A 15,441-nucleotide genomic window follows, 5' to 3' on the forward strand; every position below is an offset into this window, starting at 1 on the left:
GGTCCCTCTCTTATTGTGTCTGGAGCGCGTCCGCGGCCAGCTGGCCGGAACGGATCGCGCCCTCGATCGTGGCGGGCAAGCCGGTGGCAATCCAGTCGCCCGCCAGCACGAGATTGGTCCAGCGCGTACGCACGGCCGGACGTTTCATTTCCTGCGACGGCACCGCCGCAAAACCCGCGCGCGGCTCGATAACGAGCTGCCACGGCGGGACGGTTTCCGCGTTCGCGCCGGTCACGCGCGCGACGTCTTCCCAGATCCGCTTCGCGAGCGCGTCGCGCGGCGTGTCGAGCCAGCGGCCCGCATCGCGGATCGTCGCCGCGAGCTGGCCGATGCCGGCACGCACCGCGTCGACGACGCCGTTGACGACCGTCGTCTGAAGCGCGGTGCCGGCCGGCGGTTCGACCGCGAAATACGCGGTCGCGACCGCGCCGAACGCGTCGGGCGCGGTGAGATCCGGCACCAGCGGCTGCGCGGCCTCCGGCGGCACGGCCAGCACGACCGCGTCGCCCGGTGCGAGATCGATGCGCTCGCCGCCGATCGCGATCGCATCGACCGCATTGCGGTGCGCGCCGAATTCGAACGCATCGAGCCGCGAATTCAGCCGGATCTGCGCGCCGCCGTGCTGCAGCAGCCGCAGCGCCGGCTCGACGAATGCGCTGCCGAGCCCGTCGCGCGCGACGAGCGGGCGCGCACCGGAGCCGCCGGCGGCAAACGTGCCGCACAGCGCCGCGCGCGCGAGCTCCGCGCTCGCGTGCCGCGGCTCGACGTTCAGCACCCCGAGAAAATACGGTCGCAGCCAGCGATCCCACAGCACGCCGTCGCAGCGCATCGTCTGCGCGAGCGAGCGGCCCGTGCGCGCGAACGCGAGCGGCACGAGCGCGAGATAGTCGAGCGGCGTCGTGCCCGGCGCGCGCGATGCGGCGTCGAACAGCCACGACGGCCAGCGTCCGTTACCGAAGCGCAGCGTCCAGCGCTGCTGCGACGCGACGTCGACGACCGGACACTCGGGCAGCGCGGGACCGGCGAGCCGATCGGCCGCGCCGATCGCGCGCAGGTAGCGCTGCGTCGCGGGCTGTCCCGCGAAAATCGCGTGCAGCCCGCTGTCGACCGTCGCATTGAGCGTCGCGTCGAACCACGTGCGGCAGCGGCCGCCCGCATGCGCGAGCGCGTCGTGCAGCACGATGCGCCGCCCGCGGCGTTGCAGCTCGACGGCGGCCGACAGGCCCGCGAGTCCGGCCCCGATCACGTGGACGGTTCTGGGCATCGGCTCAGAACAGCGCGTAGCGCGCGGCGGTCAGCAGCATGCGCATCTTCGGCTTGCGCAGCGGCGCGCGCGGCGCCGCAAAGCCGCGTGCGACCGCCGCTTCGAGAATGCAGCGATACGCGCCGGACATGATGCGCGGCGCCTTCACCTGCGCACGCGCGCAGGTGTCCATCACGGCGTCGGCCGCGCGAAAGTGCGCGTATGCGCGATCGACGAGCGTCGCGCACACGCGCGGCAGCGCCGGCTCGCGTGCGATCGTCGCCGGATCGGCGATCGCGATTCCTTCGCGCTGCAGCAGTTCGCGCGGCAGATAGCAGCGGTTGATCGCCGCGTCGTCGTCGATGTCGCGCAGGATGTTCGTCAGTTGCAGCGCGCGGCCGAGGTGGTGCGACAGCTCGATCCCTTCGGCTTCCGGCATCCCGAAAATCCTCACCGACAGGCGGCCCGCGGCGCTCGCGACGCGATCGCAGTAGAGGTCGAGCGTCGGCTCGTCGGGCGCGCAGATGTCTTCGGCGGCATCCATCGCCATCCCGTCGATCATGGCGTGGAAGTCGTCACGCTGCAGGTTGAATGCGCGGATCTCGCGCTCGAGCGCGATCAGATGGCGCGGCGGGCGGCCCGCGAAACAGGCGTCGATGTCGGCGCGCCAGCGCTCGAGGCCCGCGCTGCGCTCGGCGCGCGGCAAGTCGCTGTCGGCGATGTCGTCGACCGCGCGGCAGAACGCGTAGACCTGGAACATCGCGTCGCGCTGCGCGGCCGGCAGGATGCGCATCGCGAGATAGAAGGAACTGCCCGATGTGACGGCAGCGGCGTCGGTTTCTGGTTCGTCCACGACGAGATTGGAAACGGCCAAGACGAGCTCCACGGAGACACCCACGCGGGGCGATTGAAGAAGCCATGCCCGGCTGGGATGGTCAGGGCGTCAAATGCGTGCGAGATATGCGAACGATCGACGCAGACAGGCACAAATTACCGGCCGGAAGCCGGAATTGGGCGAAAGTATAGCAATCTTTGAAGGCCGATGGCGGGACACCCGCCGCGCCGGCGACCGTTCGCGGCCGGCCCGTGCGGGCCTACCCGCCGGACTGCCGGCGGGCGATGCGCGATCGAGTCAGCCGTAGACGATGTCGCGCTGCAGGTCGAGCGCGATGAGGCCCATTTCACGGGTCAGCTGCAGCATCGAGCGGCGCTCGAGGCGCGAGCCCATGAAGCTCGTCACGCGTCCGTCGGGCTCCGCGGTGAACTGGAACACCGCGCCGCCGGTGCCGAACCAGGCGCCCGGCACGTCGGGCGACTCCTGCCAGTGGATTTCCTCGAACACGCGCGCGATGCCGGCACGGATCGCATCGCTCGGCCCGATCGGCGGCGCGACGTCGCCGAGGTCGTCGAGCGAATAGGGACCCGGTTTGTCCGGCTTCCGGTAGAAGAGATAGTCGACGTTCATGGGGCGCGATCGGAAGCAAAGCGCCAAATTAGCGCGATTTGGCGAAAATTCAAATCAGATTCGGATGAAATGTTGCCTGTGCGAAACAACGGGCGAGCGCGACCAGACCGCCGCAGCTCGCCCGCGCTTGCGCCGCCGCGGTCTTTGCACGCGCACCCGTTCGTCTAAGATGACGGCTTTCCCGAACAAGATACGGACATCATGGAGACGAACGTTACCGCGACCTCGCCGGCCGCTCATCCGGTCTTCGTGCTGGTACACGGCGCATGGCACGGCGCGTGGTGCTTCGCGCACGTCGCCGCCGCGCTGGCCGCGCGCGGCCATCTGTCGATCGCACGCGACTTGCCCGCACACGGCATCAACGCCCGCTTTCCCGCGTCCTACCTCGAACGGCCGCTCGACAAGGACGCGTTCGGCGCCGAGCCGTCGCCGGTCGCGAACACGACGCTCGACGACTACGCGTCGCACGTGCTGCAGGCGGTCGACGACGCGTACGCGCTCGGCCGCGGCAAGGTCGTGCTCGTCGGTCACAGCATGGGCGGCCTCGCGATCACGGCAGCCGCCGAACGCGCGCCGGAGAAGATCGCGAAGCTCGTGTATCTCGCGGCGTTCATGCCGGCATCGGGCGTGCCGGGACTCGACTACGTGCGTGCCGCCGAAAACCGCGGCGAGATGCTCGGCCCGCTGATGCTCGCGAGTCCGCGTGTCGCGGGCGCGCTGCGGATCGATCCGCGCAGCGGCGACGCCGCGTACCGCGAAACCGTCAAGCGCGCGCTGTACGACGACGTGCCGCAGGCGGATTTCGATGCGGTCGCGAACCTGATGAGCTGCGACGTGCCGGCCGCGCCGTTCGCGACCGCGATCCCGACGACGGCCGCGCGGTGGGGCGCGATCGACCGCCACTACATCAAGTGTCTGCAGGATCGCGTGATCCTGCCCGCGCTGCAGCAGCGCTTCATCGACGAAGCGGACGCGTTCGCGCCCGGCAATCCGACGCACGTGCACCAGCTCGACAGCAGTCACTCGCCGTTCGTGTCGCAGCCGGCGGTGCTGGCCGGCGTGCTGGCCGACATCGCGAAAAGCTGAACGGCCGAACGCGCACGGCGCGGCCGGCTACGCGTACGCGACCGACCGATCGCGGCCGAGCCGCTTCGCGCGATAGAGCGCGGCGTCGGCCTCGTTGACGAGCACGTCGCACGTCGGCGCGCCCGGCTTCGCGCACGCGGCGCCGACGCTCGCCGTCACCGGCACGTTCGCGCCTTCGGCATGGACCGGCGCATTGCCGATCGCATCGCGCACCTTGTCGGCCACGAGCATCGCCTCGTCGAGATTCGTGCACGGGAGCAGCAGCGCGAATTCCTCGCCGCCGAAGCGGCCGAACGTATCCTGCGCGCGCACGATCGACGCGACGCGGCGCGCCGTCTCGCGCAGCACCGCGTCGCCGACCGCATGGCCGAAGCGGTCGTTGATCGTCTTGAAGTGGTCGAGATCGAACAGCAGCACCGACAGATCGCCGCCGTAGCGCTGCCAGCGCGCGAATTCGTCGCCGAGCCGCGCTTCGAAGAAGCGCCGGTTCGCGATTCCCGTCAGCCCGTCGCGATTCGCATGCTCGCGCAGCTTCGCCACCGCCTCCTCGCGTTCGCGCTGCATCACGCTCACGTGCGTGACGTCCGAAATCGTCACGCACACGGCTTCGACGTCGCGGCCGCGCGTGAGCGGCATGAACGTGCAGTCCTGCTGCATGTAGTCGACGCCGCCCGTGATCGGCCGGTCGTGCTCGAAGCGGAACAGGTAAGGCCGCTGCTCCCACGAACTGAACGCGAAGCTGCCGAGCTGGAACACGCTCTCGACCTTGCGCGCGAGCCACGCGCGCGGCAGCTCGGGAAAGCGCTCGAACAGGTTGCGGCCGATCACGTCGGCGGCCGGAATGCCGCTGTGGTCCTGCATGAAGCGATTCCACATCAGCACGGTCATCGAGCGATCGAGCACGAACAGGCCGAAGCCCACGCGCTCGATCACGAGGTCGCTCAGCGACGGCGAGCCGGCCGTCATAGCGCGGACAGCAACGCGTCGAGCGCGTCGCCCATCAGCCGCATCGAATCCTCGGCCATCAGCATCACGAAATGCGCGCGGAACGTGTGGTCCTCGAGCCCGAAGTTCACCTCGAGCAGCAGCGCGACGCTCCATGCGAGGCCGGTCGGCTGAAACACGTCGTCGAACGATACGTTCGCGCCGAGCAGCCCCGGCGGAAAAAACACCGGCTTGCGGCCGAGCTCGTCGAGGATCGACGACACGCACGCGCCCATCAGCACGTTCGCGACGTCGAACACGAGTTCGTCCTGCGTCGCCATTCCGCCGTGCATGCCGTCGCCGAACGTGCGATCGACGAGCGACATCAGCCGGCCGACGCCCACGCTGCGGCACAGCACGATCGCCTCGCCCTTGATGTCGGAACGAAAGCCCTGCCGCACGGCCGTCACGTTGTCGTGGATTCCCGTCATCTCGCGCAGCGCGTCGCCCGCGTCGGCCGCCTTCACGACCCGCACGCGCGGCACCGACAGCTCGATGAAGCGCCCGAGCAGCAACGCGAGCCGCGCCGCGGCCCGCCCCATCGCGAGGTTGGCGATCTCCTGCAACGCGTCGCGTTGCTCCGCCGTGAACACCGATTCAGGCATACAACCCATACTCCTTGAGAATGGGCAGCAACGCCTCCGACGTCACGGGCTTGGCAACGAACGCGATCGCGCCCAGCTCGCGCACGCGGGCCTGCGCCTGCGGCTGGATATCGGCGGATACCACGATCACGAACGTGTTCATATCCTCGTCGCGCAGTGTCTCCAGCACCTGATAGCCACTCATGTCGGGCATCGTCAGATCCAGAAACATCACGGAAGCTTTGCCGTCGCGATAGAGCGCCAGCGCCTCTCGACCATTCGCTGCATAGGCGACGTCGACGTCCCAGTCTCCCGGCAGCGCCTTTGTCAGAAGTTTGCGAGCGAGCAGCGAATCGTCGGCAATCACAATCGGCAAAGGCATGGCGGCGAAGCGGTATACGGAATGGTCTCTCTCGCGTTAACGACCGCGCGGCGCGCTTCTTGAGATGCCGTGCGATCGGGCGCGGGCAATCGCCGTGCAGCCGCACGCGGGCGCCGCGGCACGGATGCGCGCGACGCGCCGCGCGGCGAATGCCGGCGAGCGCATATTTCTGTCATAGGGAAATCAAGGCGCGATTCTCTGAGTAAACCGGAGGCGGTGCAACTCGCCATTTTTACTATTTCGGACAGAATCGATTCGATCGCCGGTCATTCGGAAAACAGCCGCGATCATTTCCACGATAAGTACGCAAAATTTTTCTTTGTGTACGTTTGCGCTTCCGGATTCGTCGCGTTTTCAATCTGACGGTGCGCCGCTGTCGGAATCGTCAGGCTGCGCACACGGAACGCGTGGGCAACTCGTTTATGATGGCAGGCACCTTCGCTTCACCCTTTTTCAATGACGTCCGACCGGCCCGCCGATTCCCGCGCTCCTGCTTCCCCGCCCGCCGACGACTGGCAGGACGATACGAGTTACGCGGCCGGCGCGCCGGAGCACGATTTCGCGGTGCGGCGCGTGACGCTGATCGTGCTGCTCGTCGCGGCGATCGTGCTGCCGTGCATCTACGTGGTCGTGATGGCGTACAACGACCTGAAGGCGCGCGAAGCCGCCGCGAGCGACGTGACGATGCGCACCGTGCGCGTGGCCGAAGAGCATGCGCTGAAGGTGTTCGATCTGACCGAAACGCTCGATGCGCGCATCGTCGATCTCGTGCAGGACATGAACGATGCGACGATCCGCGCTCAGGAAGCCGACATCCATGACGCGCTGAACACGATCGGCGGCGGCTATCCGCAGGTCGCCGCCGTGTCGATCTTCGGCGCGAGCGGCATGCTGCTCGCGAACAGCCTCTACTATCCGGCGCCCTATGCGTCGATCGCGAACCGCGACGACTTCGCCGGCATCCGCGACGGCAAGGTGATCGAGCACATCTCGAAGCTGATGATGGGGCCGCTCAAGCTCGAGAACATTCCGGTGTTCAACACGGGCATCGCACGACGGCGCAGCGACGGTTCGTTCGCCGGGATGGTGTCGATCGCGCTGAAGTCGTCGTATTTCAGCGCGTTCTATCGCGACCTGCTCGGCGGGGCGGCCACGCCGATGACGATGGCGCTCGCGCGCTCCGACGGCGCAGTGATCGCATCGTATCCGCCGCCGCCGTCGCGCGCGCACACCGATCGCGCGGCGACCTTCGGCAACCCGCACAACGATCCGCGCGCCGGCGTCGTGCACGTGCGGCACGACGGCGCCAGCAGCGAGATCGTCGCGTATCGCCAGGTGGGCAGCTATCCGGTGTACGTGACCTGCGCGTATCGGACCTCCGCGATCTGGCATGAATGGTACGAACACCTGAGCGTACTGTTCCTGTCGATGTTCGCGCCGTCGGTCGCGCTGTGGTGCGTGATCTGGCTGTCGCTGAAGCGGCTGAAGGCCGAAGAGCAGGCGTGGGATCGCTGGCAGGCGGAAGCGTCGATGCGGCGCTCGATCGAGTCGGCCTACCGGCAATCGCGCAAGATGCAGGCGCTCGGCAACCTCGTCGGCAGCGTCGCGCACGACTTCAACAACCTGCTGATGATCATCTCGAGCAATGTGCAGATCGCGCGGCGGCGCGGCGTTCACAATCTCGACAAGGAGTTCGATGCGATCGAGCGCGCGCTGAAGAACGGGCAGTCGCTCACGCGCCAGCTCCTCGGCGTCGCACGCAAGCAGCCGCTGCACAGCGAGACGATCGACGTCGCGCAATGGCTCGGCACGTGCCGCGAGTTGCTGAAGACGTCGCTCGGCTCGAAGTCGTCGCTCGTCGTCGCGATCGATCCGGGCGTGTGGCCGATCCGCGTCGACGTCGCCGAGCTCGAGCTCGCGGTGATCAACCTCGCCGTCAATGCGCGCGACGCGATGCCGACGGGCGGCCGCTTCACCGTGGGCGCGCGCAACGTGACGCTGCGGCGCGAGGACGGCTTTCCGCTGATCGGCGATTTCGTGCAGATCTCGCTCGACGATACGGGTTCCGGCATGGCGCCCGACGTGCTCGCGCGCGCGTTCGAGCCGCTGTTCACGACGAAGGCGCAGGGGATGGGGACGGGGCTCGGTCTGCCGCAGGTCTTCGCGTTCTGCGAACGCTCGGGCGGGCTCGCGACGATCGACAGCGCGGTCGGCGCCGGCACGTCGGTGCGGCTCTACCTGCCGCGCGCGCGTGCGGAGGACATCGTCGCGCGGCCGCCGGCCGCCGCGCACGGCGCGGGCGCGCAAGCCGGCCTGCACGTGCTGCTCGTCGAGGACAACAGCGAGGTCGCGGCCGGCACCGAAGCGCTGCTCACGCTGCTCGGACATCGCGTGACCTACGCGGCCACCGCCGACGATGCGCTGCGCCTGATCGAAAACGCGGCCGGCAGCGATGCGTTCGATCTGGTAATTTCGGATATCCACATGCCGGGCCGGCTGAACGGGATCGATCTCGCCGAGGCGATCGGGAAGCGGCCGGAGAAGCTGCCGGTGATTCTCGTCACCGGCTACGCGGAGGAACTCGACCGCACGCGTACTGTGAACGTGCGCGTGCTGTCGAAGCCGTTCGACATCGCGCTGCTCGACGAGATTCTGCTGGGCATCCGCGACGCACGCGACGATCGGCACGCCGGTTCCTGACCGTCGTCGCGCGTCGTGGCGCTCGGCGCGCGACGGGGCGCCGCGATCAGGCCGGCTTCTTCAGGAAGCGAACCCAGTCGGCGTAACGGTCGACGAAACCTTGCAGAAACTTGCGCGTGTCGTCGCTGACGATCCGGCCTTCGTCGTCGATGCGCGTCGGGTCGTGTTTGATGAACATTTCGGGCTGGCCGAGCATCTTCACGTCGAGATACGACAGCACGTTACGCAGATGCTGCTGCGCGAGCGCGGTGCCCATCGCACCCACCGACGTGCCGAGCGCCGCGCCCGGCTTGCCGGCCCACGAATTGGAGCCCCACGGACGCGAGCCCCAGTCGATCGCGTTCTTCAGCACGCCGGGAATCGAGCGGTTGTATTCGGGCGTGACGAACAGCAGTGCGTCGGCCGCCTCGATCGACTGCTTGAAGCGCTTCGCGACTTCGGGGAAATCCGCATCGTAATCCTGGCTGTACAGCGGCAAATCGCCGATCTCGACGAACTCGAACGAAAAATCGGCGGGGGCGAGCGAGATCACCGCATGCGCGAGCGCGCGGTTGAACGAACCGCGACGCAGGCTGCCGACGACGACCGCAACACGATAGGACATGCTTTTTCTCCTTCGGGTGAGTGAGGAATCGAACCGATTGCTTCGATACAGGCGACAAAGGTCTGTTTATAGGCAGGCCAGCCCGCGAACCGTCCGACGCGGCTATCCGGCCGACTTTCCACAAGGTTTTCCACAGAAATTGTGGATAACTCGGCCGTTATGCTCCGACGTTACAGGATGCGGCCGCACGATGCGGGACTGCGGCAAGCATAACGCAGCGGGGCGAGCCGCTCAGCGAGCCGGCGAGCGAATGCGCGTTGCGAACCGGCATCGCGCCCAGTAAGCTGCTCGCACCGCGACGCGCGGCGTCCGATGCGTGCGGTGCCGATACCGCCCTCGAGCCCGACATGCCGTCTGCCTACGACGATCCCGCCTATCTCGCGCAATTGCGCTACGACTTGCTGCGCTTCGCGCGGCTGCAGCTGCGCGATGCCGACGCGGCGGAGGACGCCGTGCAGGAAGCGCTGGCCGCCGCGTGGTCGCACGCCGGCGACTTCGCAAGGCTGTCCGCTCACAAGACATGGGTGTTCGGGATTCTGCGCAACAAGCTGATCGACGTGCTGCGCGCGCGGCGGCGAACGGTGAGCTTGTCCGCGCTCGACGCGGAACTCGACGGCGAAGCGGCGCTCGACCGCGAGTTGTTCAATGAAAACGGGCACTGGGTTGCGCACGCGAAGCCGCGGCCGTGGCCGCGTCCCGAAACGCTGTTGCAGCAGCGACAGTTCTGGACGCTGTTCCAGGTCTGTCTCGACCATTTGCCGGAGCAAATCGGACGCGTGTTCATGATGCGCGAATTCCTCGACGTCGAGATCGACGACATTTGCAGCGAACTGACGTTGACGGCCAATCATTGCAGCGTGCTGCTGTATCGGGCGCGCACGCGCCTGCGCACCTGCCTCAGCGAAAAAGGACTCACGACCGAAGATGCTGCCGGGGAAATGTAAGGATGTGACACGCCTGCTGTCGGATGCGCTCGATCGGCGGCTGACGCTAGGCGAGCGCCTGCAGGTGCGCGTGCATCTGCCGACTTGTAGCGGATGCCGCGCGTATCGCGGGCAAATAGCGGTGCTGCGCGTAGCGGCGAAGACGGCGGCCGGGCGCGATACGGTGAACGATCGGGATTGATGCTTGGGTCGACGTGGTGGCAGCGGGTTGATTCGCAGGCTGGTCGGATAGCGCAGGTCAGACGGCGCGTCGTATGCGTTGCGTTGTTCGACGACGCTGGGCGAAATGGGCTACCGGAATCGCGGCGGGTATTTCTCAGGGCGTCCATCGTACCGTTGTAAGCCCCGCGGAATTATCCGAGCGGTAGCCGGTTCACCGAGCCGTGCTGATGCAGAAGATCGGTGAACCAGGAAAAATACGCCGAAAAATAATTATTCGAACAATGCGCGCACCGACTCGGGCGGCCGCCCGATCGCTGCTTTGCCGCGATATACGACGATAGGACGCTGCAACAGGATCTGATGCGACGCGATTGCTTGATACGCGTCGGCATCGGTCAAATCCTCGCGCGCGAGATCGAGCGCGTTGTACGGCTCTTCGCCGTCGCGCAGCATGTCGCGCACCGGGCGTCCGAGTTGGCGGTGCAACGCTTGCAGTTCCTCGATCGTGAGCGGCGTCTTCAAGTACTCGACGACATTCAGCGGCTCGCCGGCGGTGTTCAGCGTCTCGATCAGCGCGAGCGTCTCACGGGACTTCGAGCAACGGGGATTGTGGTAGATCGTGATCATCGTTCGGACGTGGGAGAGTAGAGGGCGGTATTGTAGCGAGTCTATGCGAGGCGGCTTTGGCGTGCGGCGAGTCGTCCGTGGGCATCGCGGTGTGGAGAAGCGCCGGGAGTTGAAGGCGCGTTACAGCCCTTCTTGGCGTAGCGCTACGGACGCGATGTTGGTGGCGAGACACGGGCACGGCGGGATGCTCGACGGCGGTGCGATGTGTTTATGCGCATAAGGTGACTGTGTAACCGCATGCGTCGTATCGGCGCGTACGAGTGAACCGCTGCTTACTCTTTTGGGATGGTGCAGCGACTTCGCGCCTGGCACAGCACGCATCCGTGCGGTTTATGCGCATAAAGCTGTCACGAGAGCGTTCCGGAACGCGGCTCGTCAAGATGAAGGCTGAGCAGGCCAGCTTCGGGACCGTTTCGATATACACCACTTCTGTCGAGCGATCGACGTGTGTCGGCAGACATATTCGTCGGGCGCGGCTGCAAGCACGAGGACGTGGCTGCCGGGTTTATGCGCATAAATACCCCGGTCAACGAACCGCTTCATGTATGGTTCCCCGATATGCGGGCGCTTGTGCGAAGGGTCTGCCGCACTGAAGCACCATCGTGAGGTCTTCGATCTCGGACCGTCGCTCGATCGGCGGGTACCCAAAACATGCCGTCGGCGGGCTTATCGTTGTATCAGGCGACGGGCCAAACGTGTACAAACCAGCCTTACGCCGTCTTCGAGCGGACTCACGTAGCAGGTCAAAGAGCGGCGCGGCCCATTCTCCGCGTATCGAGTTGCGTTGCGCTGCACCGGCTTTTCCGTCACCGATCTCCAGTACGAGCGCTACCGTTCGGGAGAACGATCACGATCACCGTCGCTACCGAGCCTCGCAGTCCCTTTATGCGCATAAACCATCGGCCGAACGGCCAACGTCGTAGTGGTTCAACGACAACTTCATTGAAATATAAATATCGTCCTGTAGAATTCCAACGACCAAAAACAGGAGTGGAAATTGGCCGCAGAAATCATTGCAGTCACTCAACAGAAAGGTGGCGTCGGCAAGAGCACGATTGCCATGCATCTCGGCGCCGCATTCCATGAAAAAGGGAAGCGCGTCCTCGTCATCGATGCGGACGGTCAAAACACACTGGTTCACTGGTCGAGCGCCTCCGGCGACAGCGACGCCGGTATCCCGTTCCCGGTCGTCAATCTTGCCGAAGCCGGCGGTCAGATCCATCGCGAAATCAAGAAGTTCATCAACGACTACGACATCATCGTCGTCGATTGCCCACCGTCGATTACCGAAAAGGTGTCCGGTGTCGTCCTCCTCGCCGCGTCGATCGCCGTGATTCCGACGTCCTCTTCACCGGCCGACTACTGGTCGAGCGTCGGCTTGGTCAAGCTGATCCAGCAGGCGCAGGTCATGAACGAAGATCTCCGTGCCGTGTTCCTGCTGAACAAGACCGAAGAGAAACGCATGCTGACCCGCGAACTGAAGCGGGCACTAGAGGAACTCGGCTTCCCGCTGCTGAAGACGCAGATTCCCACTCGGGAAGCCTACAAGCAGGCAATGGCGCTCGGCCAAACAGTGCTGCAGATGAACGATCGCGGCGCGAAGCTAGCCGCTGCAGAAATCCGAGCATGCGCCGACGAGATCGACGCAATGCTGCCCTGACTTTATGCGCATAAAGGACTCACATGAAGCCCTCCCAATTTGCAAAAGGATTCCAGGCGCGCCCGGATATCACGACGAGCGAGAAGCGTACGGCCCTGGACCGACTCAATGCCATCGACGGACTCGTCAAGGAAGCGCCCACGCCAGCACCGACGAAAGCCCCGAAGAAGGACGGCACGTTGTCCGCCGTTTCGGACACCGTCCTCGACGCGTCGATCGACGAATCGCCGCAATATCGCGCATGGCGACTCGAGAACCGCTACGCGCCCGGACAAGTGATTGAACTTCCGCTGAAGTCGATCAAGCACAGTCCGTTCAATCCGCGACACTTCTATCTGAAATCGTCGATTGCCGAACTCGCCGTCAACCTCGCGAAGCAAGGGCAGCAGCAGGCGATCCACGTGATTCCCGATTACGACAATCCGGGCACGTACTTCGTCAGCGACGGCGGCCGCCGCGTACGCGCGCTGAAGGAAGCGAACAAGGAATCGGTCAAGGCGATCGTGATCGACGTGCCGCTCGGCATCCAGAGCTACAAGCTCGGCTATGACTTGAACGTACAACGCGATTCGCAGACGGTATTCGACAATGCGGTCGTATGGCGTCGCTTCCTCGACGACAAGCTGTTTCAGAGCCAGAAGGAGTTGTCCGAACATCTTGGCCTCGACGAGTCGACGGTTGCCGTCGCGCTGTCGATCGGCAAATTGCCCGAAGCGATCATGCAGGAGATGGTCGCTCGACCGGATCGCTTCGGCTCGAACATGGCGTATCAGGTGGGCCGCTATCACAGCGCGCGAGGCACCGAGGCCACGTTAAGACTGATCAACAAGATCGTGGCGGACGACCTGAGCACGCGGCAGGTCTCGGACATCGTCAAGGGGAGGGTCGCCGCGCAGGAAACGCCGAAGCCCGCCAGCCGTCAGCGCTACGCGCAGCGACTGGAAATCAAGTTCGACGGCAAGTCCGTCGGCGATCTGAAGTCGTACGGCGATGATCGTATCGAATTGCGCTTGCGCGGCCTGCCCAAGGAGAAGCGCGATGCGATCCTCGAGCAGCTCGAGCGAATGCTGTTGTCGGAGTGACGGAAACGGCCGGCGGCGGCCGATGCGGCATGCCGGCCAGCCTTACAGCAGTTCGCCAGCCGGAGCCGAAGGGAGCCCGCGGCCCGCGATTGCATCGATCACTCGGGAAAGTACATTGCCGGCCGTGAGTCAACCGAATGGTCCGGCCAAACGAACTCGTCAAACCGCCGCGTCAGTCCTCAGGCGGCGCGCGATTGACTGAGCGTAAAGGACAGCAGATCGCCGTCGGTCGGCTCGCCCCAAGTCTTCAGCGCCAACCAGTCGAAGAATGCCGTCTCGGCCAGCTTCGAATCGAGGCCGCGCTTGCGCCAGTCGTCGCGCAGATGCGAACCCAATGTCGGCAGCACCTCGGACTCGAACGATTCGCGCGCGACTTCGCGTTCCGCGTCGCCCTGCTCCTCGTATAGCGCCTTCGCTTCCTTGCGGCGGAACGCCGCGAATTCGCTAAGCAAACGCGCCTTCAGATCGTCCGGCTGGGCCGCTGCGGCCTTCATGGACGGCGCGCCGGCAGGCAGCGCGTCGACCGACTCGACCGGCGGCGCATAGCCTTTCTTCAGTGCGTCCTTGAACAGCGCCGCCGCGCTGCGCACCGGCGGTAGCGTCGTGCTGCGCATCCGCTGTTCCGTCATCTGCAGCGCCGCGCGAATGCGATTCTCCTCGCTGTCCGCGTATAGCGTCTGCGCTTCCTTCAGCGGAATGCCGAGCTTCACCATCCGGTCGACCAGCGTGCTGTCGAACACGTTCGGATGCTCGTCCAGCGCGAGCATCGGCTGCTTGCGCTCGGTCACGCGAAACTGGATTTCCGCGACACGCCGTCCTTCGCGATGCTCGATCAGTTCCACGAAGATATTGGTGACCGCGTTGACCTCCGCGATCGCCGGACGCAGATAGTCGCGCTTGAAATACTTGTACTCGCGCTTCGCCTCGTCGCCAGCTTCGGTGTCCGGCGTGCCCGACAGGATCGGCCGCCACCATTCCCACGGCTCACGCATCGTCAAGTGGCTCGGGTTCGTCAGGTAGCGCACGCAGATCTCGTAAAGCGCGAGACCGGCGCTGCTGCGCAGCTGACTCTGGAACTGCAGGCTCAGACGCGCGTATTGCACCGGGTCGAGCAGTTTCTTCTTGATCTTCGGCGCGAACGAGAATTCGACCCATACGCGGCGCGTGGCCGGATCTTCGAGAATTTCCGCGTCCGCAATCAGCGTCGAAATCCCCCACTTGCGGCCGGGCTTCTGACTCGACGTGCCGGTGCTCCATTCGACCTGCACCGACACCATGCGGCGAAGGTGCTCCTTCACGAGCGCAGTGTCGTTCGAATCGAACGCGGAATTGGCGACGATATCCGACAACAGCGCGCGATACGTGTCGCCCGAGTCGTCGGCCTGCTGCGCGACGGCGAGCAGGACATTGAACAGCTTGCGGGTCAGGAGGGTGATCTTGCCGCTCTTCGGCTGAATCGCGATCGCCTCGACGGCCTTACGCAATTCGGCTGAACTGGCACTCACCACATCCACATCGGTTTTCTTGGCGCGCTTGGTGGCCATGCGTCGGGTCGAGGAGAAGTTTCACGGAAGAATAGCGCCTGTGGTGATGCGCGTCCAGAACGACATGCTCACCATAGCGGGTGATCGACGCGGACGATGCCGCACTCACCCGAAGCGCTCCCGAAAATCCTCACCGGTCTGGAATTGCTGGGTTCCCGACTCGTCCAGACGTGTTGCGGGATGCGCCGACTCACAGAATTTCGCCTGTGCCCGATACGTGCGTAATGCATTCCCGTATCGGCTCACCTTTCGTTTTGTCGTAATTTTGCGACTGCGCATGCACAGGCAAAACGCGCATTCGACTTGCAATTCATCTGCGCGGAAACAGCGGCCCAGCCCATCTGTATGCATGTACAGCACGACTGGTCCGTCAG

Annotated in this window: 15 protein-coding genes; 6 read left to right on the plus strand and 9 right to left on the minus strand. The window is 65.3% G+C overall.

Annotated features, from left to right (window positions below):
- Positions 1 to 10: 10 nt before the first annotated feature.
- From hpnE to BUB20358_RS00410, 3 genes are all read right to left on the minus strand, one after another.
- On the minus strand, positions 11 to 1,264 hold the full coding sequence (gene hpnE, locus BUB20358_RS00400) for a hydroxysqualene dehydroxylase HpnE (RefSeq protein ID WP_006766709.1): 1,254 nt from the start codon (positions 1,262 to 1,264) through the stop codon (positions 11 to 13).
- A 4-nt stretch (positions 1,265 to 1,268) separates the two neighbouring features.
- Entirely contained in the window at positions 1,269 to 2,117 is an 849-nt protein-coding gene (hpnD, locus tag BUB20358_RS00405) for a presqualene diphosphate synthase HpnD (RefSeq protein WP_035975402.1), read from the minus strand.
- 258 nt (positions 2,118 to 2,375) lie between these two features.
- A complete protein-coding gene (locus tag BUB20358_RS00410) occupies positions 2,376 to 2,708 on the minus strand; it encodes a hypothetical protein (RefSeq protein WP_006766711.1) in 333 nt (110 codons plus the stop codon).
- Positions 2,709 to 2,909: 201 nt separating this feature from the next.
- On the opposite strand from BUB20358_RS00410, the gene BUB20358_RS00415 reads away from it, so the two are divergent.
- Entirely contained in the window at positions 2,910 to 3,794 is an 885-nt protein-coding gene (locus BUB20358_RS00415) for an alpha/beta fold hydrolase (RefSeq protein WP_006766712.1), read from the plus strand.
- A gap of 27 nt (positions 3,795 to 3,821) precedes the next feature.
- Here BUB20358_RS00415 and BUB20358_RS00420 read toward each other — a convergent pair whose 3' ends face one another.
- The 3 genes from BUB20358_RS00420 to BUB20358_RS00430 are packed head-to-tail and all read right to left on the minus strand — an operon-like array spanning position 3,822 to position 5,744.
- A complete protein-coding gene (locus tag BUB20358_RS00420) occupies positions 3,822 to 4,760 on the minus strand; it encodes a GGDEF domain-containing protein (protein WP_035974826.1) in 939 nt (312 codons plus the stop codon).
- Complete coding sequence (locus BUB20358_RS00425) at positions 4,757 to 5,383, minus strand: chemotaxis protein CheC (RefSeq protein WP_006766714.1); 627 nt, start codon at positions 5,381 to 5,383, stop codon at positions 4,757 to 4,759. Before BUB20358_RS00425 ends, BUB20358_RS00420 begins: the two co-directional genes overlap by 4 nt.
- Complete coding sequence (locus tag BUB20358_RS00430; protein WP_006766715.1) at positions 5,376 to 5,744, minus strand: response regulator; 369 nt, start codon at positions 5,742 to 5,744, stop codon at positions 5,376 to 5,378. The genes BUB20358_RS00425 and BUB20358_RS00430 overlap by 8 nt, the downstream gene beginning before the upstream one ends.
- A gap of 456 nt (positions 5,745 to 6,200) precedes the next feature.
- Between BUB20358_RS00430 and BUB20358_RS00435 the strand changes: the two genes are divergently transcribed.
- Complete coding sequence (locus BUB20358_RS00435; RefSeq protein ID WP_035974828.1) at positions 6,201 to 8,444, plus strand: hybrid sensor histidine kinase/response regulator family protein; 2,244 nt, start codon at positions 6,201 to 6,203, stop codon at positions 8,442 to 8,444.
- Positions 8,445 to 8,490: 46 nt separating this feature from the next.
- On the opposite strand, the gene BUB20358_RS00440 is transcribed toward BUB20358_RS00435, so the two are convergent.
- On the minus strand, positions 8,491 to 9,048 hold the full coding sequence (locus BUB20358_RS00440) for an NADPH-dependent FMN reductase (RefSeq protein ID WP_006766717.1): 558 nt from the start codon (positions 9,046 to 9,048) through the stop codon (positions 8,491 to 8,493).
- 347 nt (positions 9,049 to 9,395) lie between these two features.
- Between BUB20358_RS00440 and BUB20358_RS00445 the strand changes: the two genes are divergently transcribed.
- Together BUB20358_RS00445 and BUB20358_RS00450 are read left to right on the plus strand one after the other, a co-directional pair.
- Positions 9,396 to 9,992: an RNA polymerase factor sigma-70 gene (locus tag BUB20358_RS00445; protein ID WP_035975403.1), complete on the plus strand. Its 597-nt coding sequence runs from the start codon at positions 9,396 to 9,398 to the stop codon at positions 9,990 to 9,992.
- The gene (locus BUB20358_RS00450; protein WP_006766719.1) at positions 9,973 to 10,173 is read left to right on the plus strand and encodes a zf-HC2 domain-containing protein; all 201 of its coding nucleotides are present in this window, start codon (positions 9,973 to 9,975) and stop codon (positions 10,171 to 10,173) included. The genes BUB20358_RS00445 and BUB20358_RS00450 overlap by 20 nt, the downstream gene beginning before the upstream one ends.
- Before the next feature lie 251 nt (positions 10,174 to 10,424).
- Here the strand turns inward: BUB20358_RS00450 and arsC are convergent, their stop codons facing one another.
- A complete protein-coding gene (gene arsC, locus BUB20358_RS00455; protein ID WP_006766720.1) occupies positions 10,425 to 10,781 on the minus strand; it encodes an arsenate reductase (glutaredoxin) in 357 nt (118 codons plus the stop codon).
- Positions 10,782 to 11,778: 997 nt separating this feature from the next.
- Here arsC and parA point away from each other — a divergent pair.
- Both parA and BUB20358_RS00465 read left to right on the plus strand, forming a co-directional pair.
- The gene (parA, locus tag BUB20358_RS00460; protein ID WP_006766721.1) at positions 11,779 to 12,441 is read left to right on the plus strand and encodes a ParA family partition ATPase; all 663 of its coding nucleotides are present in this window, start codon (positions 11,779 to 11,781) and stop codon (positions 12,439 to 12,441) included.
- Positions 12,442 to 12,464: 23 nt separating this feature from the next.
- Positions 12,465 to 13,523 (plus strand): ParB/RepB/Spo0J family partition protein, encoded by a 1,059-nt coding sequence (locus tag BUB20358_RS00465; protein WP_006766722.1) that lies wholly within the window; start codon positions 12,465 to 12,467, stop codon positions 13,521 to 13,523.
- Between the two features lie 179 nt (positions 13,524 to 13,702).
- On the opposite strand, the gene BUB20358_RS00470 is transcribed toward BUB20358_RS00465, so the two are convergent.
- Positions 13,703 to 15,067 carry a replication initiation protein gene (locus tag BUB20358_RS00470; protein ID WP_006766723.1) on the minus strand — a complete coding sequence of 455 codons (1,365 nt, stop codon included), beginning with the start codon at positions 15,065 to 15,067 and terminating at the stop codon, positions 13,703 to 13,705.
- Positions 15,068 to 15,441: the final 374 nt, after the last annotated feature.

It is taken from the genome of Burkholderia dolosa, from assembly GCF_902499135.1.
Taxonomy (GTDB): Bacteria; Pseudomonadota; Gammaproteobacteria; order Burkholderiales; family Burkholderiaceae; genus Burkholderia; species Burkholderia dolosa.